We start from the raw sequence: 21,990 nt of genomic DNA, 5'->3' as shown, positions 1-21,990 counted from the left end.
GGGGGGCAGGGAGTAAACGCGTCACCCCCGGGATCTATTCGACTTTTGTGCGTCAGGGTGTTTTAACGATATCCACCGAGATTTCGACGGCGGCGATCGGGCCCCGATTTTCCAGCCAGTGGACCGTATTATGGTCTTCCGGCCACCCGATGCCGGGACCGTAATCGGTGGCGATACCGTTACGATGATCGGTGATGGTCCCCTCAAGGATAAAAACGGTACCGGGGCGATCGATATGATCGTGCACCGGACCAAAGACCGCGCCGGGGGCGAGCGTCACCCTGCGCATGCGAAGCTGTCGACCGTCCATGCCTGCGATCTCCGGGCCCAGATCGACGATGGAAAGCAGTTCAACGGTAACGCCCTGGGTTTCTGGTGCGGTTTCTTTGTGGCTCATGACGGTGCCCTCCTGAAACAAGTTTAGCCTTCAGGAAGCAGGGTGGGAGGGAATAAAAAAGGCCGCGTATGCGGCCTTTCGAAGGGATTACTCAGTGACTTTCTTTTCCAGCTCGCTGGCACCTTCTTTAGTTTTGTTCCAGCCTTTCTCAGCGCCTTCTTTGGTGGCATCCCACCCTTTCTCGGTGCCTTCTTTGGTTTTATGCCAGGCCTTCTGGGAATCTTCGCTGACCTTGCTGCCAAAGCTTTCGCTTTTACCTTCCGCAGCGTGCTTCTGTTTCAGCTTCAGCTCTTCACCTTTATTCTGCTCTTCGTGCAGTTTTTGCTTCGCCTCGTTGGCGTTTGCGTTCGCCGCAGCGACGGTATCGTCAGTTGCATGTGTGGTCGCAGCAAATACTGGGGAAGCCAGCAGAACGGCAGATAATGCGATAATTGTTTTTTTCATAATATCCTCATTTAACGTTATCGGTTATGAGCGTGATTCAGCATGGCACAGGCGAAGCGGGATGGCTTTAGGAAAAAACTGTAATGAGATCAATGTGCCCTGATGAGGGGGATTTCGCCTGAGGATTATCCAAAGGATAAAAAGCCTATTTCAACAAGGGCGGCGAGGGCCAGGAGAATGAAGATTATGACGGTTATGGGTTTGTACATGTTGGGGTTCCTTCCGGGTTGGGGCGGCTAATCCGTAGCGCTGGGTGATGTGGGTAATTTTGCACAGGCGGGGGGAGAGGGTGTTGATGTTTGTCAAAGCCAGGGGAGTACAACATAAACAACCAGCCGGTAGGTCGTTATGTTTTAAAGATCAAGATATAGTAGCTTTGATTAGAAGGAGGGGAATAGCATGGCGATAACGGAAGAAGCGTTGCTTAGATCTGGTTTCACAAAAGAAGAGCTGCAAAAGCTTAAACGCTACGTGGATACTCAGCGTTCGACGCTGGATATTTTGCTTCCTGCGCTTTCAAATCGGTTTAAAGGGACTGTTATATTTTCAGTCGTACTTACGGTTCTGTTCATACTGGCGGTTTGCTTCGCTTCGCGAGAAAATATCATTTCATCAGGCATTGCTGTAGTGTTTATCTTTGGTATCTTCTGTTGGATGACCCCCCTCAAATTAACGTATAAAGCCTGGCGTTTTAAGCAGGATTATTATCAATAGACAGCAAGTCAAAAACAATTTTTGCGTTTATGCCATATCCAATGATTTTCATGGTGAGTTTTGGCCGACTCATAGAGTCCATATAATCTCATAAGGACTGCTTTGTTGCCTTTACTGGTACGACTATGTTAGTCAGATATCCGAGTAATCGACGATGGTCAGAGATTTCTCCGAATTTACAGGGCAATATAACGCATCGGGAGAACCCTCTTAGGACATTATTGTTCCTGCAAAAAATATCTGGCCTGCCTGTTCACTGCGCGATACCCTGTAATGCTTTGTCTTTTTTGTGAACAGGAAAAAGTATGCTTAGTACGTTACCCGATTTACACAGAAGTTTTGCAGAGCAACTTAAGCTTAAATTTCAGGCTGATTCGCGGATTCACTCCCTTCTCGCTGGCGGCTCGCTTGTTCATGGCGGGTTTGATAAATATTCCGATCTTGATTTTGTCGTTGTGGTAGACCCTCTCTACTATGACGAAATCATGGCTCAGCGTATTGTGTTCGCCGGAACACTGGGTCACCTGCTCCATGCTTTCACCGGGGAACATGTGGGAGAGCCTCGTCTGCTTATCTGCCTGTATGGTCCCGAACTCCTTCATGTCGATCTGAAATTTGTCACCCTGGAAATGCTCACTCAGCGCGTTGAGGAGCCCGTGGTGTTATTTACCCGTGATAACACCGCTCTGGAGCGCCAACTGGCAAAATTTAGCGCTCACTGGCCTGATATGACGCCGGAGTGGTTTGAGTCCCGAGCCTGGATCTGGCTTCATTACGCGGTGGTGAAACTGGGAAGGGGAGAACTCTTTGAAGCGATAGGCATGCTGGCATTCTTCCGGGAGCAAGTGCTGGGACCTATGCTGTACCGTCGAGCAAATCTACCGCAACGTGGGGTTCGCCGCATCGAATTCCTCAGCATTGATCCTGATGACCTGTTGGCTTCCACGCTGGCAATGCACGATCGTGATTCCGTCAGCATGGCCCTCAGAAAGGCTGTTGATGCTTATATCACGCTGCGGGCTGATGCGCTGCCGGAAAATATCGCAGACGATGCGGCACGTTGGGCGGTTCTTGCCATGCTCGAAGCCAGAACCTGACCTTAAAAGGTTTGGTCTGTTCCGCTCCCCATGTTCAGACGACTTTTGCTAAAAAATGGTCGTCTGAATTTCGGTTGTGAGGTTCTTCCTGAGTGCTTAGATTCATTTTCAATCTATCGAGAGGATATGAATATGAACTTTGCAGAACGCCACTATCAGCATGAGCCTCTTCTTATCGGCAACGTCTGGGATGCCGCCAGTGCTGTCGCAGCGCAAAAAGCAGGCTACCAGGTTCTGGGAACGTCCAGTGCAGCTATAGCGTCCACACTGGGATATGACGACGGCCAGGGAATGCCGTTTGATGAGTTATTTTATATGGTCACCCGGATCCGGGCTGTCAGCAACCTGCCATTGAGCGTTGACATGGAAGCAGGGTATGGTGATTCAGCCGAAGAGATAGCAGACAATCTGCGGCGCCTTGCTCAGACAGGCGTCGCAGGCGTTAACCTCGAAGACAGCCGAGTCATAAACGGGGTTCGTCAGCTTGACGATGCCTCTGATTTTTCCCGTAACCTGAGAGCAGTGTGCAATATGCTGAGAAGGGAAGATTATCGTCTGTTTCTGAATATCCGGACTGACACGTACCTGCTCGGGCATGAAGATGCGTTGCAGGAGACGATATTACGGGGTCAACGCTATAAAGCTGCAGGTGCCGACGGCCTTTTTGTTCCCTGCCTGACGTCAGAGAAAGACATCAGCCTCATAGCAGAGGCAACGGGATTGCCCCTGAATGTCATGTGTATGCCCGATCTACCGTCATTCGACAGGCTGAAACGGGCCGGGACAAGCCGCATTTCAATGGGCAATTTTGTTCATTCAGCGATGCAGTCAACGTTGACTGATGTCATGCATGCGATCCGAGCGCGTCAGACGTTTGAAGGACTTTTTAGTGATGAAAATAACCGATAAGAATTTATGCGATATCTGGTATCAGGCATTACTTGAACGCGCTTCAGACTACACTGGCGTGTTTTTTGTTGGCGTCAAAACCACCGGCGTATTCTGCATTTCGGTATGCCGGGCGCGAAAGCCCAAACGTGAAAATGTCGAATTTTATAAAGATGCCAAATCTGCCCTGGCGGACGGCTTTCGTCCCTGTAAGGTCTGTAGGCCCGCTGAAAATGCGCACAGCGCGCCATTATTCGTTGAGCAGGCGCTTGCGCTTGTCAGGCGCGATATTAAATCCCGTGTAGCAGACGCGGAGCTTCGTCAGCATGGAATCAGCCCGGAGCGGGTAAGACGCTGGTTCCTGCAACATCACGGCATCACTTTTCAGGCTTTCCAGCGAATGCAGCGGGTGAACGTTGCCCTGCAGGAGCTGAAAAGCGGACGAGCGGCGACTGACGTTGCGCTGGACAATGGCTATGAATCCCTGAGCGGCTTTGGTTACACCTACAAGCGGCTTACTGGCGCAGCGCCGACTCAGGCAACCCAGGTGATAGTCATTCACCGGTTTACCACGACGCTTGGACCGATGTTTGTCTGCGCGACAGAGCGGGGAGTCTGTCTGCTGGAGTTTACCGATCGCCGGATGTTAGAAACAGAATTCCGCGATATTCAGCGTTTATTTAACGCCAGAATCGTCACCGGCGAAAACAGCCATACCCGGCAGACAGTAAAAGAGATCGGCGAGTATTTTGCCGGAACGCGCCGACAGTTTGATCTGGCTTTAGATGCTCCGGGCAGTGATTTTCAACAATCCGTCTGGCATGCGTTGCGTGCGGTTCCCTATGGACAGACCTCACACTATCAGGCCATTTCACTATGGCTTAATAAGCCCAATGCTGTGCGCGCCGTCGCTGCCGCTAACGGTGCCAACCGGATTGCGATTGTGATCCCCTGTCACAGGATAATTGGAAAAGATGGGGCGATGACAGGTTATGGAGGGGGGATTTCACGCAAAGAATGGCTTATTGAGCATGAGAAAAACAATGTTTAATGGCGTGGAGTTGCTGTGTCGCCGGGAAATTTTACGGACTTCGCGGGACATGTTGAGGATACAAAAAAGCCCGCAGGGCTTGCGCCGTGCGGGCTTTCAGGACTTCATCAGTCGACTCTGGTGATCGCCGATGGAGAATTTTGGGCTGGCGGGAGTTGAACCCGCACCCGATTTTTTTTTATCTATATGAAATATAATCAAATTAAATCGGATTTCCATTCATCGTATCTTTTACGTATCCTTTGTAGTACTAAGGCAGTCCAACTTATGCCATGTGAGAATGTCATACTGAAAGTAGCCTCTACTGTATCGCCCCGTATACTGAATGCGTTGATTTTATATTTAGAGGAAAAAATCTCTTTTTTTATCGTCCCTGATATATCTTCATATTCAATTATTAGGTCAGGACCATCTATTGATGTTAACATTTCATCATGCGAGTGTGTTTTATCAAGGAGATAATTAGATAATAAAATCGGTATTAATTTAGGGATGGAAAGATTCACTTCTTCTTTATTTACGCTCCAGGGAAGGATATACACTACATCTAAGTATTTTTCTTCTTGGGAGTACCAACGGGATTCACTATGTCCTAATATAGATATATAAATGTGCCCCTCTTTATTGAATTGGTAGCAGTATTCATTGGCACGAATAGCTTCTCTGTATTCTGCTGTTTCGTAATCATATTTACTTTCAAGTTTTTTGATTCCATTCAAGAACATGAATTTTTCGTAGTCAAATACCCATTGATATTTAAATTTTAATGCTGGGCCAAGACCAATATTCAATATTGGTAGGGAGCAATTGATGTTCTTTAACAGAACGTTAAAAGCAATGTTATTTACTATTTTTGTTTTATCTAACTTTATTTTTACATCTTTAGTGATTATCTGGACTTTATTCGAGATTTTTCTTTGAATAATGGATTGTCTAATGGCTAAGTACGCAGCAACTGCTGAAAATGCACTTGCTGCCAAGCCACCATATCCGAGCCAAGCTGGTTCTGCCATAAAGAAGTGTTCCTGCCTTGTTATAAGGCAGGAATTATTTCTCAATTCTTAACTTTGTTCAAGGTTGTGATTTAAGTGTTGTTATCATACTCTTTCAGATAGCGTCCGTAATGACGGAAGAGCATCTCAGGCCCTTTGTGGCCCATTTGGCCGGCTAGCCAGAAAAGGTTTACGCCGCGGCTGATCAGGCGTGTGGCGAAGGTGTGCCGAGTCTGATAAGGATTACGGTACCTGATCCCGGCTTTTCGTAACGTCGGTACCCAGGCTTTTTTCCTTATGGCATCCGCGCTGGCCCATGGTTTGTTTGTCTTGGGATCCTCAAAGACACAGCCATCCTTCATGAAGGTAAATGGCTTTTGTTCTTTTAGAGCAACCATCGCTTCCTCGGTTAATTCTACCTTGCGTATGCCCGCCTTCGTTTCAGAACAGTGCTCTGCAGAGACTGCATTCTGATCAATACGGTGTTTCTGTATAGCCAGCTGCAGGCGGTGCTCTACCAGCTCGTTTGCCTGATCGATGATGTCTGAACTCATACGGCACGCTCCTGGCGAAGTAACGCATCATGCAGTGCCATAGCACCCGCTTCACGGAGTGAAGCATCTCATAACTGATGCCGTGCAAGTCCATGATGCAATCCCTATCGAGGCACTCCGTACAATCGTTGAGTGCGGATTTGATAGCGTGGGCACGCACTTCATCCAGTACAGCGTCGGTCACATTGCCTGAATGGTCTGGGTCGGTGAACTCGATAAGGACTTCATTTCCTCTCTGAAGAAGTTCTTCATCAGATGCATTGGGGAGTTCATCAGCAGTATTAAGGTGCCCATGATTATACCCAGCTGAATAAACCTGCCCTGCAGCCCATCGCACCGCCTGAACTTCCGCAGCCAGCGCAGCTACTAGACGTTAATGTGCCAGTACGTGTGGGAACAGTTTCAGCGTCAGCATAGTGGCAAAAAAATCCAGGATCGTGTCACTAAAAAACTGGTAGGGCTTGTCTGGCTGGCGGCGCAAGAGGTTGCTGTCTCACGTAATAACAATACCTATCAGGAGTATGCTGGTGCAGCTTTGGCGCGCATGGTAAGCGTTGAGCGTTCAACCTGGCTTAGAGTGTATTCAGGCCACTGGACGGCGTTCAAAACGTCGTTTGCTGAAATGGACAGTCAGGCACTAAGCGAAATTTTGACACGATATGAAGAGTATCAAGAAATGAAAGTGGCAGAAATGTGAGGTAAATTTCACTAACTTCTTCTATCAGGCTTGCAAAATGCAACAAAATGAGTCATATTTGTTTGTGATCATATAAAATGCCGTTATTATAATCAACCTCGCAATTGCGAGGTTTTTTGCTATGATAGCTTCCATTTACAGGAGAGCAGATCATGGATCTGATTCATTTATTAGAAATTTTAAGTCCAGCTAAAAATATATTAACGGTAAAAGTTGATAATGCTAAATCAACAATTGATACTATATCTCAGTTATTGGTGGCAGCTTCTCCTGTAGCTGTTGGGCTGTTAGCAATGTGGCTTTCACACCGACAATTCAACAAAAATTTATCGCAGCAATCGTCACAGTTTAACTTGAGTATTAAAAATCAATTAAATGCATTAAGATTAAATACTCGGTTGGTAACTGAAATAGAATTGAAAAAAGAGACTTGCAAAGAAGTGCGGTCAGCTTGCGTTGACTTTTTGGAACATGCTTATGCTTTTTATACAAATAAATATTTATATAATTCCTATCAAAAAATTTCATTAGAAAACCGAGAAGCAAATCATAGACAATTGATCGATGATGCTTTCAATGCGTCTGTAGAGTTTGGTGTGAAACTTTCGTCCTCTCGTTGTTATTTAGGTACTTTTCTTGATCTCGATAAAGACAAGGATTTTATAAATAAAATAAACCATGTCTTTGATATAGCAAATAGTGACTACTCAAGCGAACTTCCAAAAAAATTTGGAGATGCAAGAAGGCAATGTCTTGATATGTGTCGCCTGTATATATCTTCTATTCATCAAGAAGTAATAAACTTGTCTGAAAATTTAGAGTCTAATTCATAAAGTTTTAGCTATAAAGGTCTCATGTGAGGCCTCACTTCTGTGAACAGGGCGACTAAAGGATGTTTTATCAACAATATTGTCATAAGTTCATGCATTCAGATCACAAGCTAACCAAAGCTCACTGCGTTAGCGCAAAAATCTAGTGAGCCTATTAGTTTTACGCTTATTATCTATGGATAATACTTTGAATATAATCAGCAGTGAATGAGTTAACTAATTAGCCGCTTAGAAAGTGTGTTGTATTCTCTCGCAAATTATTCTAGAGGAGTTGAGATTATAAGAGGGGGTAATGTACGCTCCTGTTTATGGCACTATTTTAACGACAGATAGTCTTTTCTTCACCCACTTGAGCACAAAAAAGTGCGGAGAACGACATCACTCCTCTCCGCAATAATAACACCATCCCATGCCCGCTTGTCTTTCTTTTATCCACAAAGAGGTAAAGTCATGACTTAGTGCAAATGGTAACATCTAAAAACTATTTGAAAAGTTAATTATTTTTTCATTGGTTAGCTCTTCTTAAGGATTGTTTAATTTATTGCACTCCTAAGGAGAAAAAAGCTCCGGAAAGTATCAAATATCCCAAGGTTGCCGTTTGGCGGCCTTTTTTATTTCTAGTAACAGCACCCGCAATAAGCGAGGTGAGAGACCATGAAAATGAATGATTCAGGGAACATCTTCACGCAATTCTTTGCGTGGGTAGCAGCTCTGGCTTCTGCCATTGGATTTACCACTCAGGATCTGGTGTTCATGTTCTTTGGCGCTGCTGGTTTGCTTATCTCGCTTGCCTCCTACATCAACGGGCGTGTAGATGCACACCGCAGGCGTAAAGAGGATGAGAAGCGAACAAAAATGGTCAATGACTACCTGAAAGGCGTTGGTGACAAACCGCTTCACGAACGTCCTGCAGCTGCAAGCGTGGTCGTAGAGGCATTACAAAAGGAAGGTGAGTGATGGGAACCAGAGCAAAATTGAGTGCTACTGTTCTGGGATTGGTTCTCGCTGGTGCGCCGGCATCCGTCATTCTCGATCAGTTTCTGAATGAGAAAGAGGGTAACAGCCTCACGGCGTACAAAGATGGCGGTGGTATCTGGACTATTTGCCGCGGCGCCACGATGGTTGATGGTAAACCGGTTGTGCAGGGCATGAAATTGACACAGGCGAAATGCAATCAGGTGAACGCCATCGAACGCAATAAGGCTCTGGCGTGGGTTAACCGTAATATTACGGTACCGCTTACCGAACCGCAGAAGGCGGGGATCGCATCTTTCTGCCCGTACAACCTCGGGCCGGGTAAATGCTTCCCTTCTACGTTCTACAAGCGCATCAATGCCGGTGACCGCCACGGGGCATGCGAGGCGATTCGCTGGTGGATTAGAGACGGTGGTCGCGACTGCCGCCTGACTAAAGGCCAGAAGAATGGCTGCTATGGTCAGGTTGTACGCCGGGATCAGGAAAGCGCACTGACCTGCTGGGGGATAGACCAGTGAAAATTAATCTCTTCCCTTTCCTAGTCGTAGTTATTGCAGGTCTGTCTGTCGCACTCGTTAAAAGTTGTTCAGACGCCAGCAGCCTGCAGAGTGATAACGACGTTCTTAGAAGTGACAACACTTTGCAGGGGCAGGTGATCGCTACGCAGGCATTCAAATTTAATCGGTTCAATCAGGTAGCCGAACATGCCAACAGGCTTAACTCCCTGATAGACACCAGCACCGAAGAAACCGTAATTGAATACCGGGAGATTCTCCGCCGTGAAAAAACCTGTGATCTGCCTGTTCCTGCTGACATTGCTGGTGGGGTGCTCGAATACGCGTACCGTTTACGTTCCAGCGCATTGCACCCCGATACCGACAGAACTGACTCAGCCAATGATCGTTCCGCTGCCGCCAGTTCAATGACGTACTGCCAGGCGGTTTTGTGGATTAAACCGCTGTTGGCAATAATAGAAAAGGGCAACAATAAATTTGCTGCCATAAGGCAGATAGAGGTTGAAAGGACAAAATAAAAATAATTTCCCTTAAGATAATTAAATGTGCTGAAAAAGATTTTAACACACACTCTAAATTAGAGCTGGATAGCGAATTGTCGGTATCAATCAACTCAGTAAAAGTGAAACGAGCACGGTCAACCTCTATGAGATTTTCTCACTACTTGATATCCTATATCCACATATCAATAAATAGGATAACCAAATGCGAACTCTTTACGATATCGTTGACAAAAACGAAGTTCCCCTCTTTATGGGGAAGATGTTTCAATACAGTGGCATTAAGAATATGGATTACGGAATCTTGGAGGGGTATTCGAAGACAGATCCTGATAGTTTGACTTTTCAAAATAAAGGAAAACATCATGCTAATGATATTAAATGGAGAATAAAAGACAGTAATGGTGTTTATAAAATTAATGCTGAATTACTCTTGATAGGAATCTGAGATATTTGAAATTTTACCACTAACATCATAATGAAATAGCCATCATCAATGGTGGTGACCTTCACCCCTTTCTGAAAACCTCTCGCATTGAAATGTAAAGCATTATCATCTGTTGGGTCCTCCCGGAAGGGAGGCCTACCACGGGGCGGCGCGCTCGCGGGAAACGGCTAGTTTTTCGGATCCAGGGCCATCATCATCATGTGCGCAGGTCTTTGATTTAATTAGAGGCCATTTTCGCAAGATGTCGAATTGGTCAAAAAGTGTTCACCATCATGGACCAGGAAATTGCCACTTTAAAACTCAATATCAACCAGCTGGCAGGGATAACCGGCGTACACCGTCAGACGGTTGCCGCGAGACTGAAAAATGTTGAACCTGCTCCAGGCAGCAACAGCAAGTTAAAGCTCTATCTGGTGACCGACATTCTGACCGAATTGATGATCCCTACCGTTTCGGCCAACATCGATGATCTGCCCCCCTCTGACAGGCTGTCCCACTGGAAAGCAGAGAATGAGAGGCTGAAGTTCGAACAGGATACGGGGCAGTTAATACCTGCAGATGAAGTGGCGCGAGAATTCTCATTGATGGCGAAAGCCGTCGTCATGGTACTTGAAACCCTCCCGGATGTGCTCGAGCGCGACTGTGCTCTAACGCCTGCTGCGGTAGTTCGTGTGCAAAGCGTTATCGATGATCTGCGCGACCAGATGGCGGAGAGGGTGCAGGACGCTGAAAAAGAGGAGGAAGAGCCTGAGGAGGACTGATGGCAAAGCGGGCATACAAACGGATATAATAATGGTTCTGGCTTCGAACTAACTACGGGCCTTGGCGCTGTTGGAACTGGTAATGCTTCATGGCCTCAGACTGTATTGATGCAGGCGGCAAATAACGGTGATTACGGTGCCAGAATCTGGATATTCTCAATGTCTACAGGTGACTTAGTCTGCAACGGATCCGGGAACCAGGGCGGTTCCTATTCTTTCACAAAATCCGCAATATCAGACAGAGCGCTAAAGGATGATATCCAATTCAACGACGGCTTACAGTCCTATGAGAATGTAAAAAAATTCCTGCCATGTAACTTTATCTATAAGGATGATACGGAAGGGCGTATCCGACGTGGGGTGATCGCCCAGGACATCCGGGAGATTGATGAAGAATATGTGAAGGAGATTCCAAACTACTTCGACGATACAAGCACGCTGGCACTCGATACCAATGTGCTTTTGCTTGATACGATGCTGGCGCTCCAGTACACCATTAAGCAGCTGGAAGAGACTCAGAAAGAACTTGCTGAGCTAAAAAATAGTTTTGGGCGTTCATAATGAGAAAACAACCACAAATGGTATGTAAGAATGGGGGGCGACAGAAATCTGTTCACATGGGTACATAGCCAAAAAAATTTACAAAAGACATAATTCGAAGCGACATAGAAACTTAGAAACGAAACGGCGAAGCTTTAAACAGTCAGGATAGGTCCTCTGTCTTGCATGCATACCTAAATGAAACTACTGTATATAAAAGCAGTATTTAAGGTATGCAATATGGAATTCATCAGGCCAACAGAACTGAGAGAAATTATCGCTCTCCCGCTTTTCAGTGACTTAGTGCAGTGTGGTTTCCCAAGCCCCGCGGCTGATTATGTTGAACAGCGCATCGATCTCAATGAGTTGCTTGTCGCCCACCCGAGTTCAACGTATTTCGTCAAAGCCGCGGGTGATTCTATGATCGAAGCCGGGATCAGTGACGGTGACCTGCTGGTGGTGGACAGCTCTAGGACTGCTGAGCATGGTGACATTGTCATCGCTGCGGTGGAAGGGGAGTTCACTGTTAAACGCCTGCAGCTGCGCCCGACCGTGCAACTAAATCCTATGAACAGCGCCTACAGCCCGATTGTTGTTGGCAGCGAAGACACGCTGGACGTTTTCGGCGTCGTAACTTTCATCGTTAAATCTGCGAGCTGAATATGTTTGCTCTCTGTGATGTGAATTCATTCTATGCATCATGCGAGACGGTGTTCAGGCCAGATCTGAGAGGGCGCCCGGTAGTCGTCCTGTCGAACAATGACGGCTGTGTGATCGCGCGCAGCGCTGAGGCCAAGGCCGCTGGAATTACCATGGGCGAGCCTTTCTTTAAGCAAAAGGATTTATTCCGGCGCGCTGGCGTTGTTTGCTTCAGCAGCAATTACGAGCTTTACGCTGACATGTCGAACCGGGTAATGACGACGCTGGAGGAAATGAGCCCTCGCGTCGAAATTTACAGCATTGACGAAGCTTTTTGCGACCTGACAGGCGTTAGGAACTGCCGGGACCTGACTGACTTCGGCAAAGAGATCCGCGCGACAGTTCTGAAGCGGACTCACCTCACCGTCGGGGTTGGGATTGCTCAGACCAAAACACTGGCAAAGCTGGCAAACCACGCCGCCAAGAAATGGCAGCGCCAGACTGGCGGGGTGGTTGATTTGTCCAATATCGATCGCCAGCGCCGACTCCTTACCATGGTACCCGTTGAGGACGTATGGGGCGTCGGCAGGCGCATCAGTAAGAAGCTGAACGCTATGGGCATAAAAACGGCTCTGGACCTCTCAGAACAAAGCACCTGGATTATCCGTAAACACTTTAACGTGGTACTCGAGCGAACGGTTCGAGAGTTGCGCGGCGAGCCTTGTCTTGAACTGGAGGAGTTTGCGCCGGCAAAGCAGGAAATCGTCTGTAGTCGGTCGTTCGGCGAACGCGTCACCGAGTACGAACAGATGCGCCAGGCTATTTGCAGCTATGCGGCACGTGGCGCCGAAAAGCTTCGTGGTGAGCATCAGTATTGCCGCTTTATTTCTGCATTCGTGAAAACCTCTCCCTTTGCGCTTAACGAGCCGTATTACGGTAATAGCGCGTCAATGAAGCTTCTTACCCCAACACAAGATTCCCGAGACATCATTAACGCAGCTGTAAAGTGCCTGGACAAAATCTGGAAGGATGGCCACCGATACCAGAAGGCAGGAATCATGCTTGGGGATTTTTTCAGCCAGGGGGTGGCCCAGCTCAACCTGTTCGATGAGAACGCGCCGCGGGCTGGTAGTGATAAACTGATGGAGGTTCTGGATCAACTCAATGCCAGAGACGGCAGAGGGACACTGTATTTCGCAGGGCAGGGCATTCAGCAGCAATGGCAGATGAAGCGTGAAATGTTGTCACCGCGATACACCACACGGATATCAGATGTTTTAAAGGTACAAATCCGTTAATTTTTTCTTTTTGTTCGGGTATAATTTAAAAATCTTCTATCTTATATTATCGGGAAAAAAATGAGTGAATCATTAAAGGATGAAAGTAATTCGATGCCTGGAGTTTCGGGTTTGAATAAAGAGTTGAAGGATGTTGGGGGTTCAAATTGTGATGAACTAAAAAACGAAAATATATCTAAAGTTGAAAATTTGGATGAGTCAGTAGCACAAGCAAAACGCAAAAAAAAACTTGATGCATATTTCATTTCAACATTAGTGATTTATAGCGGTGCTGGTTTTATTTATGCGAATATTGCAGGGGTTTCACTTTCATTTCTTTTCGGTTATTATTGGCCGTCAATGCTTGGCGCATTAATGATGGTTCTTGGTGCTTATTATTTACTGAGAAGGACCGTTTCGCTTTCAAATAATTCCAAGAAAAAAGATTTCGTGGATGTTGATTATAAATATACGGAATTTACAAGCGATGGAAAAATTGACGGTAAATCATATGCTGATTTGAAAAAAATAACTACAGAATTAGCCGTGAAACTGAAAGGGGCCAAAAACAGAACGCAAGAAAAACGTGATAATGTAGAGAGCATCTTAAAGCAAACAATTACAACATTAGAGCAAAAAGCGAATGCCGCAGATGAAAAAGCTTCATTGTTACTTCAGCGAGGTGTATCGTACACTAAGTTCGGTATTGGTTATTACTTGCTGTCTATATTGATTTGGCAGGCTATGTTTCTATACTATGGATTTAGGAAAGAATACTTGTATGGGATATTATCTTGCTCTTTCTTATTTCTATTTATAGAGTTTTTAAGTGCTTGGTTTTTAAAGCAATACAAAAACTTCACTGATAATTCAGTCTATTTGCTTAAAATAAAATCTTTCTTTGATAGGTTTTTGATAGTCTATTCAATTGAATCAAAGGAAGGTGATAATGCAAGTGATATTAGAAATTCTTATGAAAAAACAATAGCGTTATTAAGCAAGGATTTGATATGGCCCGACGTGTCGGTTATTGAAAGTAAAGAGGCATCTTTTGCTAAAGACACAATTTCTAGCATTTCTGATTTGATAAATGCAGTAAACAAAAAAGAAGAAAAAGATAAAGAAAAGTCTAATTAGAATCATGATTGATAGGACCTATCAAATTTTGACTTTGATTTTTTGGATTACCAATGGCATGTGACACTGCGTGCCATATAAACTTGTCGGAAGGCACTGCGCCGACGACTGCTATCTCTTCAGCTTCTTTCCCGCCTATATCCTCACGCATCCACTCGCGAGCTGCTTCCGGTGACAGAACCAGTGGCCGTCGATCGTGAATATCGACCAGACCTTTATCAGCTGCAGACGTCACGATGAGAAAACCTTCAGCATCGTCTCCACGCTCAAATGGTGTGCTGCCGATCGCTGCCATAAAGATGGGCTGACCGTCTGCCCGGTGAATGAAATATGGCTGCTTCTTGTCGACTTCCTTCTTCCACTCGAACCATCCATCAGCAAAGCAGATTGCCCGGCCATGCTGCCAGAGAGGCTTGAACATCCTGCTGGTGGCAGCCGTCTCGACGCGTGCGTTTATCAATGGTGCTTTATCCCACCACCCGGGCGCGTAAGACCACAGGACAGGATCAAGATGCAGTTTCTCGTCGCGTTCGCTCAGCAGCAGAACCTTAGTGCCGGGCGCGACGTTGTACCGTCCAATCGGCTCTGGGTCATATGCGATGTCACGATCGCCTTCGTCGACGAGATAAGCCAGATACTCTTCACGGGTTTGTGCTTGAGAAAAGCGTCCACACATAGAAACCTCCAGTCAAAGTTATAACTGAAAGTATAAGGCAGGGAGAAAAAACAGGTGCGCACCGAAACTTTATGATTTTGAAACAGGGTCATAATGAAGGAAGTCAGCGAGATGGTAAAGCGATGCATTGCGAAACTGGAAGGATCTACGCAAAGTTTCGAAAATAGTGTAAACAGAAAATCTGACCCGGTAGTGGGTCCGGGGTTGCTGTGATGACATTAGGTTAATTCATTCATTTGTAAGCCACATATCAGACTCTTCAAACATTTCCTCCAGCATACGGTTCAACTTTTCACGGTCGCTTTTGCTGGCATCACTATTCAATCCGTTAGCCTGCATAGGTTTAACCTTCACTTCAGCATCAGGGAATATGTGATGAACTCGCCTCGTTAGCTCAGCCAGAATAATTTCTCTGGCTCCATCCAAGCCTTGGACATTTCGCTTATCGTAAACCAACTCAACAAACATAACAGTCTCCTTAATCTGTTTAGAGGAGGTTATATTTTTACTGTAAAAATATACAGTGTCAAGGCGAGTAAAACGATTTAAAGGATGGGATTTTTTCGTCCGATTGAACAGAAAGTACGGGCAATTATTCCCCTGTTTTTCCCCAATGTTTCCCCGTATAAAAATATCAATAAAAAAACCAGCCATAAGAGGCTGGTTTTCAATGTGTTTTTGGTCGGCACGAGAGGATTTGAACCTCCGCCCCCCGACACCCCATGTCAGTTATGGTAGGTTGTAGTATTTTTTCAGAGCCGCGATTGCTACCTGAGTTGCAGCAGCTATTCCTATTCCCAAAGTCCCATTAGCAGCTTTACTCGCAATATTGGCCAGCCATTTACTAACAGATTGTCCATATTCCCCACGTTTGTTAGCTATTGGGCCATCTTCATCAATAGCAATTTCTAAATCGTCAACATCTGATTTAGAGAATCCCTGAGTTGAGAGATACTCTCTTAATGACTCAATGTCGTTTTTTACGACGTTGTTACTTACGGAGAATGAGTTTTCATTTCCGAAGTTTATGACGGTATTGTCGCCAAAGATTGAGTTATTGAACAATGAAGACGTATCGATATTTTTAAGTTTTTCTGTCATGTTTTTTTCGTCAGAAATTTCAGAAACTTGATCAGAAAGCTCAAGTATGAAATCCAGCAGACGTGATCTGACCTGAGTTAATATGGAAGTGAAGTTATGTAGTGCAATTTCTTTATAACAGCGTGTTAACTCATAGCCTTTATCGATACCTTTGCAATATTTAACCAACGCTAAATCCAAAGGAATTGGCTGCTGAAGAGTTTTGCTATCACCGGCGTTGGTTACCAAGTCTTCAATTTGACTGATAGAAATCCGGACTTCACTGGTTGTAGCGTCGTCATAGTCATCTTCATTTAGATAACCAATAGGTAACGGATAAGCACTGTAAAGACGAACGCTATTGTTCAGGTCTGCAAGAATTCTTGCGCCAACAATTCTATAATCGGGAAGGGTAACTGAATCAGGATAGCCATTAATTTCATGGTTTACCCATGCCGCAAGCTCCTTTTTCCCTATAGAGAAGAGCAGGATCTTCGTTTTTATGAGAGCATTAGTCGTGCCTTCATCACCAGAACTAAGAATCTGAATGATTTCTTGCAGTTGATTCATATGTCTTATCCCATAAAAAAGCCCGCGTTAGCGGGCTTCTGTGTAACTAAAGAGCCGCGGCTCCTTTGCGTATCCTTTTTTGTCTCATCACCGTCTGGTCGGTGTCCTGCCGAGACTGCTAACTTCCTGTTTTTACTAGTGCTGTCCTGGCACTGTCCAATCATGATTGGTGGAGCTGGCGGGAGTTGAACCCGCGTCCGAAATTTCTACATCCTCGGTACTACATGCTTAGTTTGTCTTTACATTCGCACGCCAGCTGCGGACAGACACGCCACTAACGAACTAGCCTGATTAGTTTTAACGCTTCAACCCCAGGCAGGGCTTCCACGCGATCTCTTTTGGGTTTGACCTCTCTTTGATCCCCGTCTTAAGAGCGGAAGCTAGGGAGAGAGGGCTCAGAGCAGGTTATTAAGCTGCTAAAGCGTAGTTTTCGTCGTTTGCGACTATTTTTTTGCGGCTTTTAACGAGGCAAACCGCCCCTCGGCATGCACCTTGGGTTTCGCAAATCCCGTCGAATCCAGAATCAGCCCCAATAGTGTTGAACTAAGTATACCAGATTTCACTTCCTGGATACCAGCCCGGAACGCTAACTTATTGAATAGTACAATAAGTGTGCAGAATCAACGTCCTGCGTTTTTCATGATGCGCGCTTTGTCGAGCTGCCACTCACGCTCTTTCAGGTCTGTACGTTTGTCGTGCTGTTTTTTACCCTTCGCGACGCCAACTTTCACTTTGCACCAGGCGTTTTTCCAGTACAGCGACAGGGCGACCACGGTGAAACCTTCACGGTTGATGCGTCCGTAGAGGGATTCCAGCTCACGCTTGTTCAGCAGCAGCTTACGGGTTCGCGTAGGGTCACACACGTAGTGTGAAGAGGCGACGGTCAGCGGCGTAAAGTTCGCGCCGAACAGGAAGGCTTCGCCATCTTTCAGGATCACGTAGCTATCGCCGATGTTGGCTTTCCCGGCGCGCAGCGATTTTACTTCCCAGCCCTGCAACGCAAGGCCAGCTTCGAATTCTTCTTCAATGAAATACTCGTGGCGAGCACGCTTGTTGAGCGCAATGGTCGCCGAGCCTGGTTTATGTGCTTTTTTCTTCGTCATAAGTGTCGTAAAGCCGTCGGTAATCTGATTTCAAAAAGTCACCTCATTGCGTCCTGTGAGGTCTAACGCGCTATCTTAGCACGAGATGAGGCTTAGCGTTTTTTTAACAGGTGATAAATGTTATTATTTGTCCGTTGTGTGACCATGGGAAATGCTATGCCTCAGATTAGCCGTACTGCGCTTGTGCCTTACAGCGCGGAACAAATGTATCAGTTAGTGAACGATGTTCAGTCTTATCCTGAATTTATTCCGGGATGCACCGGGAGCCGCGTTCTGGAGTCCGGCCCGACGCAGATGACCGCGGCGGTGGACGTCTCCAAAGCGGGGATCAGCAAGACGTTCACCACCCGCAATACGCTGACCAGCAATCAAAGTATTTTGATGCATCTGGTGGATGGTCCGTTTAAAACCCTGATGGGGGGCTGGAAGTTTACGCCGCTGAGCGCTGACGCCTGCCGCATTGAGTTCCAGCTGGACTTTGAATTTACCAATAAGCTGATTGAGCTGGCGTTTGGCCGCATCTTTAAAGAGCTGGCTTCCAATATGGTTCAGGCGTTCACCACCCGCGCCAAAGAGGTTTACAGTGTCGCATAAGATTGCTGTAGAAGTGGTGTACGCGCTGCCGGAGAAGCAGTACCTGCAGCGCGTGACGCTGGAAGAGGGGGCAACCGTTGAGGCGGCTATCCGCGCGTCCGGCATCCTTGAGCTTCGCAGCGATATCGACCTGGCGAAAAATAAGGTCGGGATTTACAGCCGTCCGGTGAAGCTGGGTGATGTGCTGAAAGAGGGCGATCGGGTGGAGATTTATCGTCCGCTGATTGCCGACCCGAAAGAGCTGCGTCGTCAGCGTGCGGAGAAGGCGGGTAAGTAGCGTGTTTTCCCCTCACCCTGACCCTCTCCCCAAAGGGGCGAGGGGATAAAAGAAATACAAAAAAGGTGCTCAATGAGCACCTTTTTGCATTTCTGACTTCTGATTATTTGGTCAGGGCAGGCTTGTTGTCGATGTTGGTCAACACACCGGCGCTGCTGAAGGTCAGCGTCAGGGTCTGCTGGGTCGCATCTTCGTGGCCCGGCTTCTGACGGAATACATAGAACCAGGTGTTAGTGCCGAACGGATCGGACATCATCGGGGTTCCCAGTGTATAAGCGACCTGCTGTTGTGTCATCCCCACACGGATTTTGGACACATCGTTAGGGGTAAGGTAGTTCCCCTGGTTGATGTCAGGACGGTAAACCACTTTCTCCAGAGTGGAACAGCCTGCGGTCAACATCAGAAGAACCGCAGCGGCAGCGGTCAGCATTTTACAACGCATAGTGATTTGATTCCTTTTCGGGCCCGAGCAGAACGCGGCTCATATGTAATATGCCGATGATAATAGACCTTGCCCCACTTTGAAACCGGTCTGGCGGCGTTTTTGTTGTTCTGTATGACCCTGAGATCCCGAAAAAGTTTATGCCGCCAGCAGTTCTTTCGCGTTCGCGAGCGTGTTACGCGTGACTTCGCTGCCGCCGAGCAGGCGTGCCAGCTCCTGCAGGCGCGCACGTTTATCCAGTGGCTTCATGTGCGTTTCGGTCATTTCACCGTCGGTTTCTTTACTGACGATAAAGTGATGATGACCACAGCCCGCGACCTGCGGCAGGTGGGTGACACACATCACCTGCGTTGATTCGCCGAGCTGGCGCAGCAGTTTACCCACCACCGCCGCCGTTGGGCCGCTGATGCCGACATCCACTTCATCGAAAATCAGCGCCGGGGTGTCCATTTTACGGGCGGTAATCACCTGAATCGCCAGCGCAATACGCGACAGTTCACCGCCGGAGGCCACTTTGGAGATCGCCTGCAGCGGCTGCCCTGGGTTGGTAGTGACGCGGAACTCGATGCGGTCCGCACCTTCCGCCGTCAGGTGGTTCTCTTCAAAGCGGACATCAATGGTGAATACACCGTGCGGCATCGCCAGCGTGTGCATGCTGTCGGTGATGTGCTGGCTTAGCTCCTGGGCGTAATGCTGACGGATTTCATGCAGCTTTTGCGCCGTCGCCAGCGCCTGTTCATGGTGCAGGTTCACCGCCAGAGAGAGGGTTTCCTGCGAGTCAGCCTGATCGTCAAGCTGCTGCTGCTCTTCCAGGAGAGACTGATAGTAGCCCGGCAGCTCTTCCGGCGTGACGTGGTGCTTGCGCGCCAGTGAAATCTGACGGGAGATACGCTGCTCCAGCTCAAACAGACGGTTCGGGTCGAGATCCAGACGTTCACAGTAGTGGCGCAGTTCGTCACTGGCTTCGGAGATCTGAATAGCCGCTTCTTCCAGCATATCCAGGACGCCTGAAAGTTTGCTGTCCATGCCGACCAGTTCGGTAATCAGCTGGCGGATGTTATACAGCTGTCCTTGCAGGTTCACGTCTTCGCCATCCGCCAGCAGGTTAAGCGCATTCTGGCTGGTTGAGAGCAGGTGACCGCTGTTCGCCAGGCGTTTGTACTCTTCGTCGATTTGCTCAAACTCACCCGGCTGTGGGTTGAATTCGCTCAGCTCTTTAAGCTGGTACGCCAGCAGCTCCGCACGTGCGGCGCGCTCCTGGCTTTGCTGCTGGTGCTGGGCGAGCTCGCTGCAGCTTTGATGCCACTGGCGATAGTGTTCCGCCATAAGCTGAGTAAGCGCGTACTCACCCGCATAGCCATCCAGCAGCGCTTTCTGCTGTTCGGGTTTGACGAGTTGCTGATGCGCATGTTGACCGTGGATCTGGATAAGCAACTGGCCGAGTTCACGGAGCTGGGAAAGGGGGACCGCCGTGCCGTTGATAAAACCGCGGGAACGACCGTCGCTGCTAATGACGCGGCGGAGTAAACACTCACGTCCATCTTCGAGCTGGTTCTGCTCCAGCCAGCGCTGGGCGGCAGGGGTGTCTTTCAGGGAGAAACGGGCGCACAGATCGGCACGGTTTGCGCCCATGCGCACCATGTCGCCCTCTGCGCGGCCGCCAAGGCACAAGCCGAGGGCATCAATGGCAATGGATTTACCTGCACCGGTTTCCCCGGTGATCGCCGTCATGCCGCTGTGGAAATCGATCTCAAGCTCACGAACAATGGCAAAGTTGCTGATGGTCAGTTGTGCCAGCATAATTGTTTTCCTGTATGAAAAACCATAACTGTGTTTTCATACAGTATAAACTGGTTTTTTATACAGTAAAGTACTGGATGCAGAATCAGAACAATTTTTTTGACCAGCCAAGCTTCGAGCTTAATGTGTTGAAATAGCTGTAATCTTTCGGATGAATCAGATTCAGGTGGTAATCACACCGGCGAATAAGCACATCTTCACCTTCCTGGATCGGCAGCGCTATCTGACTGTCGCAGCTGATCTCCAGGTCGTTACGGCGGTGCGAGAAGCGCAGACGGATCGTGCTGTCGCCGTTGATGACCAGCGGACGGGCGGAGAGCGTGTGCGGGAACATTGGCACCAGGGTAATGGCATCCAGCGAGGGCGTCAGGATCGGGCCGCCGGCAGAAAGCGAGTAGGCGGTTGAGCCGGTCGGGGTGGAGATAATCAGCCCGTCAGAACGCTGGGAGAAGGCAAAGATTTCGTCGATATAGACTTCGAACTCGATCATGTGCGCCACTTTACCGGGGTGAAGGACCACCTCGTTAATCGCGGTGCTGATGCGCTTCTGGCAGTCCTGCTGGCACACCTGCGCTTCCAGTAAAAAGCGTTTTTCACTGATATAGTGGCCTTCCAGCACGTCGGCCAGCTGCTGCTGTGCATTGTCCGGGTCAAGGTCGGTTAAAAAGCCGAGATTGCCACGGTTGATGCCGATGACCTTAATGTCATAGCGCGCCAGCGTGCGGGCCGCGCCGAGCATGTTGCCGTCGCCGCCCACCACCACGGCGAGATCGGCCTGTTGGCCTATTTCCGCCAGCGTGCCGGTTTTGACGCTCTTCAGCTGCAGCTCCTGAGCAATCTGCTGCTCGACCATCACTTCATAGCCTTTGCTACACAACCAGCGATACAACATTTCATGTGTCGTTAGTGCGGTAGGGTGACGCGGGTGCCCGACGATCCCAATACACCTGAAATGATTATTCATTTTCTGGAGGTCCTTGTGCCTGATGAAT

General features: G+C 47.8%; 27 protein-coding genes, 1 other RNA gene and 1 pseudogene. 17 read left to right on the top strand and 12 right to left on the bottom strand.

Translation table 11 applies throughout. The features are described 5' to 3' along the window. Window positions 1–52 precede the first annotated feature (52 nt). Entirely contained in the window at window positions 53–397 is a 345-nt protein-coding gene (locus tag GXP72_RS17660) for a cupin (protein WP_208763198.1), read from the bottom strand. An 87-nt stretch (window positions 398–484) separates the two neighbouring features. Next, window positions 485–841 carry a hypothetical protein gene (locus GXP72_RS17655; RefSeq protein WP_008502540.1) on the bottom strand — a complete coding sequence of 119 codons (357 nt, stop codon included), beginning with the start codon at window positions 839–841 and terminating at the stop codon, window positions 485–487. A gap of 399 nt (window positions 842–1,240) precedes the next feature. Here GXP72_RS17655 and GXP72_RS17650 point away from each other — a divergent pair, with 399 nt between their 5' ends. The 4 genes from GXP72_RS17650 (at window position 1,241) to GXP72_RS17635 (ending at window position 4,591) form a co-directional block, all read left to right on the top strand. Beyond that, window positions 1,241–1,555, top strand: coding sequence for a hypothetical protein (locus GXP72_RS17650; protein WP_024908324.1), 315 nt, complete (start codon window positions 1,241–1,243; stop codon window positions 1,553–1,555). Window positions 1,556–1,860: 305 nt separating this feature from the next. After that, on the top strand, window positions 1,861–2,652 hold the full coding sequence (locus tag GXP72_RS17645; RefSeq protein WP_208763197.1) for a nucleotidyltransferase domain-containing protein: 792 nt from the start codon (window positions 1,861–1,863) through the stop codon (window positions 2,650–2,652). A 132-nt stretch (window positions 2,653–2,784) separates the two neighbouring features. Further along, the gene (locus GXP72_RS17640; protein ID WP_208763196.1) at window positions 2,785–3,561 is read left to right on the top strand and encodes an isocitrate lyase/phosphoenolpyruvate mutase family protein; all 777 of its coding nucleotides are present in this window, start codon (window positions 2,785–2,787) and stop codon (window positions 3,559–3,561) included. After that, complete coding sequence (locus GXP72_RS17635; RefSeq protein ID WP_208763195.1) at window positions 3,545–4,591, top strand: methylated-DNA--[protein]-cysteine S-methyltransferase; 1,047 nt, start codon at window positions 3,545–3,547, stop codon at window positions 4,589–4,591. Before GXP72_RS17640 ends, GXP72_RS17635 begins: the two co-directional genes overlap by 17 nt. Before the next feature lie 197 nt (window positions 4,592–4,788). On the opposite strand, the gene GXP72_RS17630 is transcribed toward GXP72_RS17635, so the two are convergent. Both GXP72_RS17630 and GXP72_RS17625 read right to left on the bottom strand, forming a co-directional pair. After that, window positions 4,789–5,604, bottom strand: a complete 816-nt coding sequence (locus GXP72_RS17630; RefSeq protein WP_208763194.1) for a hypothetical protein — start codon at window positions 5,602–5,604, stop codon at window positions 4,789–4,791. A 71-nt stretch (window positions 5,605–5,675) separates the two neighbouring features. Further along, window positions 5,676–6,029: pseudogene (locus tag GXP72_RS17625) on the bottom strand (tyrosine-type recombinase/integrase); the annotation flags it as partial. 496 nt (window positions 6,030–6,525) lie between these two features. Between GXP72_RS17625 and GXP72_RS17620 the strand changes: the two are divergent. The 11 genes from GXP72_RS17620 to GXP72_RS17570 all read left to right on the top strand — a co-directional run bounded on the left by GXP72_RS17620 (window position 6,526) and on the right by GXP72_RS17570 (window position 14,456). Beyond that, window positions 6,526–6,834, top strand: a complete 309-nt coding sequence (locus GXP72_RS17620) for a bacteriophage antitermination protein Q (protein WP_244319928.1) — start codon at window positions 6,526–6,528, stop codon at window positions 6,832–6,834. A gap of 152 nt (window positions 6,835–6,986) precedes the next feature. Next, complete coding sequence (locus GXP72_RS17615; RefSeq protein WP_208763193.1) at window positions 6,987–7,667, top strand: hypothetical protein; 681 nt, start codon at window positions 6,987–6,989, stop codon at window positions 7,665–7,667. A gap of 651 nt (window positions 7,668–8,318) precedes the next feature. Further along, window positions 8,319–8,621: a hypothetical protein gene (locus GXP72_RS17610; protein WP_048338962.1), complete on the top strand. Its 303-nt coding sequence runs from the start codon at window positions 8,319–8,321 to the stop codon at window positions 8,619–8,621. Beyond that, window positions 8,621–9,157, top strand: coding sequence for a lysozyme (locus GXP72_RS17605; protein WP_208763192.1), 537 nt, complete (start codon window positions 8,621–8,623; stop codon window positions 9,155–9,157). Before GXP72_RS17610 ends, GXP72_RS17605 begins: the two co-directional genes overlap by 1 nt. Beyond that, a complete protein-coding gene (locus tag GXP72_RS17600) occupies window positions 9,154–9,672 on the top strand; it encodes a hypothetical protein (RefSeq protein ID WP_208763191.1) in 519 nt (172 codons plus the stop codon). The genes GXP72_RS17605 and GXP72_RS17600 overlap by 4 nt, the downstream gene beginning before the upstream one ends. Window positions 9,673–9,859: 187 nt before the next feature. Beyond that, complete coding sequence (locus tag GXP72_RS17595; protein WP_208763190.1) at window positions 9,860–10,102, top strand: hypothetical protein; 243 nt, start codon at window positions 9,860–9,862, stop codon at window positions 10,100–10,102. A 272-nt stretch (window positions 10,103–10,374) separates the two neighbouring features. Beyond that, window positions 10,375–10,863 carry a DUF1441 family protein gene (locus tag GXP72_RS17590; protein WP_208763189.1) on the top strand — a complete coding sequence of 163 codons (489 nt, stop codon included), beginning with the start codon at window positions 10,375–10,377 and terminating at the stop codon, window positions 10,861–10,863. A gap of 159 nt (window positions 10,864–11,022) precedes the next feature. Next, window positions 11,023–11,424, top strand: a complete 402-nt coding sequence (locus tag GXP72_RS17585) for a tail fiber domain-containing protein (protein ID WP_208763188.1) — start codon at window positions 11,023–11,025, stop codon at window positions 11,422–11,424. A gap of 219 nt (window positions 11,425–11,643) precedes the next feature. After that, window positions 11,644–12,063, top strand: coding sequence for a translesion error-prone DNA polymerase V autoproteolytic subunit (locus GXP72_RS17580; protein WP_020884462.1), 420 nt, complete (start codon window positions 11,644–11,646; stop codon window positions 12,061–12,063). A gap of 2 nt (window positions 12,064–12,065) precedes the next feature. After that, window positions 12,066–13,340: a Y-family DNA polymerase gene (locus GXP72_RS17575; protein WP_208763187.1), complete on the top strand. Its 1,275-nt coding sequence runs from the start codon at window positions 12,066–12,068 to the stop codon at window positions 13,338–13,340. 60 nt (window positions 13,341–13,400) lie between these two features. Continuing rightward, window positions 13,401–14,456 (top strand): hypothetical protein, encoded by a 1,056-nt coding sequence (locus tag GXP72_RS17570; RefSeq protein ID WP_208763186.1) that lies wholly within the window; start codon window positions 13,401–13,403, stop codon window positions 14,454–14,456. Here GXP72_RS17570 and GXP72_RS17565 read toward each other — a convergent pair. The 5 genes from GXP72_RS17565 to smpB form a co-directional block, all read right to left on the bottom strand. Continuing rightward, entirely contained in the window at window positions 14,449–15,132 is a 684-nt protein-coding gene (locus GXP72_RS17565; protein WP_208763185.1) for an SOS response-associated peptidase, read from the bottom strand. The genes GXP72_RS17570 and GXP72_RS17565 overlap by 8 nt on opposite strands. A 228-nt stretch (window positions 15,133–15,360) precedes the next feature. Next, on the bottom strand, window positions 15,361–15,600 hold the full coding sequence (locus tag GXP72_RS17560; protein WP_139507332.1) for a DinI family protein: 240 nt from the start codon (window positions 15,598–15,600) through the stop codon (window positions 15,361–15,363). 261 nt (window positions 15,601–15,861) lie between these two features. Next, the gene (locus tag GXP72_RS17555) at window positions 15,862–16,782 is read right to left on the bottom strand and encodes a hypothetical protein (protein ID WP_208763184.1); all 921 of its coding nucleotides are present in this window, start codon (window positions 16,780–16,782) and stop codon (window positions 15,862–15,864) included. 167 nt (window positions 16,783–16,949) lie between these two features. Beyond that, window positions 16,950–17,313, bottom strand: a transfer-messenger RNA (tmRNA) gene (gene ssrA / locus GXP72_RS17550). Between the two features lie 89 nt (window positions 17,314–17,402). After that, on the bottom strand, window positions 17,403–17,885 hold the full coding sequence (smpB, locus tag GXP72_RS17545; RefSeq protein WP_008502505.1) for an SsrA-binding protein SmpB: 483 nt from the start codon (window positions 17,883–17,885) through the stop codon (window positions 17,403–17,405). A gap of 156 nt (window positions 17,886–18,041) precedes the next feature. Between smpB and GXP72_RS17540 the strand changes: the two genes are divergently transcribed. Together GXP72_RS17540 and GXP72_RS17535 are read left to right on the top strand one after the other, a co-directional pair. Continuing rightward, entirely contained in the window at window positions 18,042–18,479 is a 438-nt protein-coding gene (locus GXP72_RS17540; RefSeq protein WP_024908332.1) for a type II toxin-antitoxin system RatA family toxin, read from the top strand. Beyond that, a complete protein-coding gene (locus GXP72_RS17535) occupies window positions 18,469–18,756 on the top strand; it encodes an RnfH family protein (RefSeq protein WP_023308884.1) in 288 nt (95 codons plus the stop codon). Before GXP72_RS17540 ends, GXP72_RS17535 begins: the two co-directional genes overlap by 11 nt. A gap of 103 nt (window positions 18,757–18,859) precedes the next feature. Here GXP72_RS17535 and bamE read toward each other — a convergent pair whose 3' ends face one another. From bamE to nadK, 3 genes are all read right to left on the bottom strand, one after another. After that, complete coding sequence (bamE, locus tag GXP72_RS17530; protein ID WP_023308883.1) at window positions 18,860–19,198, bottom strand: outer membrane protein assembly factor BamE; 339 nt, start codon at window positions 19,196–19,198, stop codon at window positions 18,860–18,862. Window positions 19,199–19,336: 138 nt separating this feature from the next. Next, complete coding sequence (recN, locus tag GXP72_RS17525; RefSeq protein ID WP_208763183.1) at window positions 19,337–20,998, bottom strand: DNA repair protein RecN; 1,662 nt, start codon at window positions 20,996–20,998, stop codon at window positions 19,337–19,339. Between the two features lie 85 nt (window positions 20,999–21,083). Next, the gene (nadK, locus tag GXP72_RS17520; protein ID WP_008502500.1) at window positions 21,084–21,962 is read right to left on the bottom strand and encodes an NAD(+) kinase; all 879 of its coding nucleotides are present in this window, start codon (window positions 21,960–21,962) and stop codon (window positions 21,084–21,086) included. Window positions 21,963–21,990: the final 28 nt, after the last annotated feature.

Origin of the sequence: Enterobacter sp. SES19, from assembly GCF_011765665.1 — a bacterium.
GTDB classification, from domain to species: Bacteria; Pseudomonadota; Gammaproteobacteria; order Enterobacterales; family Enterobacteriaceae; genus Enterobacter; species Enterobacter pseudoroggenkampii.
The sequence above is the reverse complement of the archived record's forward strand: the minus strand, read 5'-3'. Positions and strand labels throughout refer to the sequence as shown.

Bases quoted from the DNA above. Each gene is read 5' to 3' on its own strand.
- GXP72_RS17660 (WP_208763198.1), bottom strand. From the start codon at position 397: ATGAGCCACAAAGAAACCGCACCAGAAACCCAGGGCGTTACCGTTGAA.
- GXP72_RS17655 (WP_008502540.1), bottom strand. From the start codon at position 841: ATGAAAAAAACAATTATCGCATTATCTGCCGTTCTGCTGGCTTCCCCA.
- GXP72_RS17650 (WP_024908324.1), top strand. From the start codon at position 1,241: ATGGCGATAACGGAAGAAGCGTTGCTTAGATCTGGTTTCACAAAAGAA.
- GXP72_RS17645 (WP_208763197.1), top strand. From the start codon at position 1,861: ATGCTTAGTACGTTACCCGATTTACACAGAAGTTTTGCAGAGCAACTT.
- GXP72_RS17640 (WP_208763196.1), top strand. From the start codon at position 2,785: ATGAACTTTGCAGAACGCCACTATCAGCATGAGCCTCTTCTTATCGGC.
- GXP72_RS17635 (WP_208763195.1), top strand. From the start codon at position 3,545: ATGAAAATAACCGATAAGAATTTATGCGATATCTGGTATCAGGCATTA.
- GXP72_RS17630 (WP_208763194.1), bottom strand. From the start codon at position 5,604: ATGGCAGAACCAGCTTGGCTCGGATATGGTGGCTTGGCAGCAAGTGCA.
- GXP72_RS17615 (WP_208763193.1), top strand. From the start codon at position 6,987: ATGGATCTGATTCATTTATTAGAAATTTTAAGTCCAGCTAAAAATATA.
- GXP72_RS17610 (WP_048338962.1), top strand. From the start codon at position 8,319: ATGAAAATGAATGATTCAGGGAACATCTTCACGCAATTCTTTGCGTGG.
- GXP72_RS17605 (WP_208763192.1), top strand. From the start codon at position 8,621: ATGGGAACCAGAGCAAAATTGAGTGCTACTGTTCTGGGATTGGTTCTC.
- GXP72_RS17595 (WP_208763190.1), top strand. From the start codon at position 9,860: ATGCGAACTCTTTACGATATCGTTGACAAAAACGAAGTTCCCCTCTTT.
- GXP72_RS17590 (WP_208763189.1), top strand. From the start codon at position 10,375: ATGGACCAGGAAATTGCCACTTTAAAACTCAATATCAACCAGCTGGCA.
- GXP72_RS17585 (WP_208763188.1), top strand. From the start codon at position 11,023: ATGTCTACAGGTGACTTAGTCTGCAACGGATCCGGGAACCAGGGCGGT.
- GXP72_RS17580 (WP_020884462.1), top strand. From the start codon at position 11,644: ATGGAATTCATCAGGCCAACAGAACTGAGAGAAATTATCGCTCTCCCG.
- GXP72_RS17575 (WP_208763187.1), top strand. From the start codon at position 12,066: ATGTTTGCTCTCTGTGATGTGAATTCATTCTATGCATCATGCGAGACG.
- GXP72_RS17570 (WP_208763186.1), top strand. From the start codon at position 13,401: ATGAGTGAATCATTAAAGGATGAAAGTAATTCGATGCCTGGAGTTTCG.
- GXP72_RS17565 (WP_208763185.1), bottom strand. From the start codon at position 15,132: ATGTGTGGACGCTTTTCTCAAGCACAAACCCGTGAAGAGTATCTGGCT.
- GXP72_RS17560 (WP_139507332.1), bottom strand. From the start codon at position 15,600: ATGTTTGTTGAGTTGGTTTACGATAAGCGAAATGTCCAAGGCTTGGAT.
- GXP72_RS17555 (WP_208763184.1), bottom strand. From the start codon at position 16,782: ATGAATCAACTGCAAGAAATCATTCAGATTCTTAGTTCTGGTGATGAA.
- smpB (WP_008502505.1), bottom strand. From the start codon at position 17,885: ATGACGAAGAAAAAAGCACATAAACCAGGCTCGGCGACCATTGCGCTC.
- GXP72_RS17540 (WP_024908332.1), top strand. From the start codon at position 18,042: ATGCCTCAGATTAGCCGTACTGCGCTTGTGCCTTACAGCGCGGAACAA.
- bamE (WP_023308883.1), bottom strand. From the start codon at position 19,198: ATGCGTTGTAAAATGCTGACCGCTGCCGCTGCGGTTCTTCTGATGTTG.
- recN (WP_208763183.1), bottom strand. From the start codon at position 20,998: ATGCTGGCACAACTGACCATCAGCAACTTTGCCATTGTTCGTGAGCTT.
- nadK (WP_008502500.1), bottom strand. From the start codon at position 21,962: ATGAATAATCATTTCAGGTGTATTGGGATCGTCGGGCACCCGCGTCAC.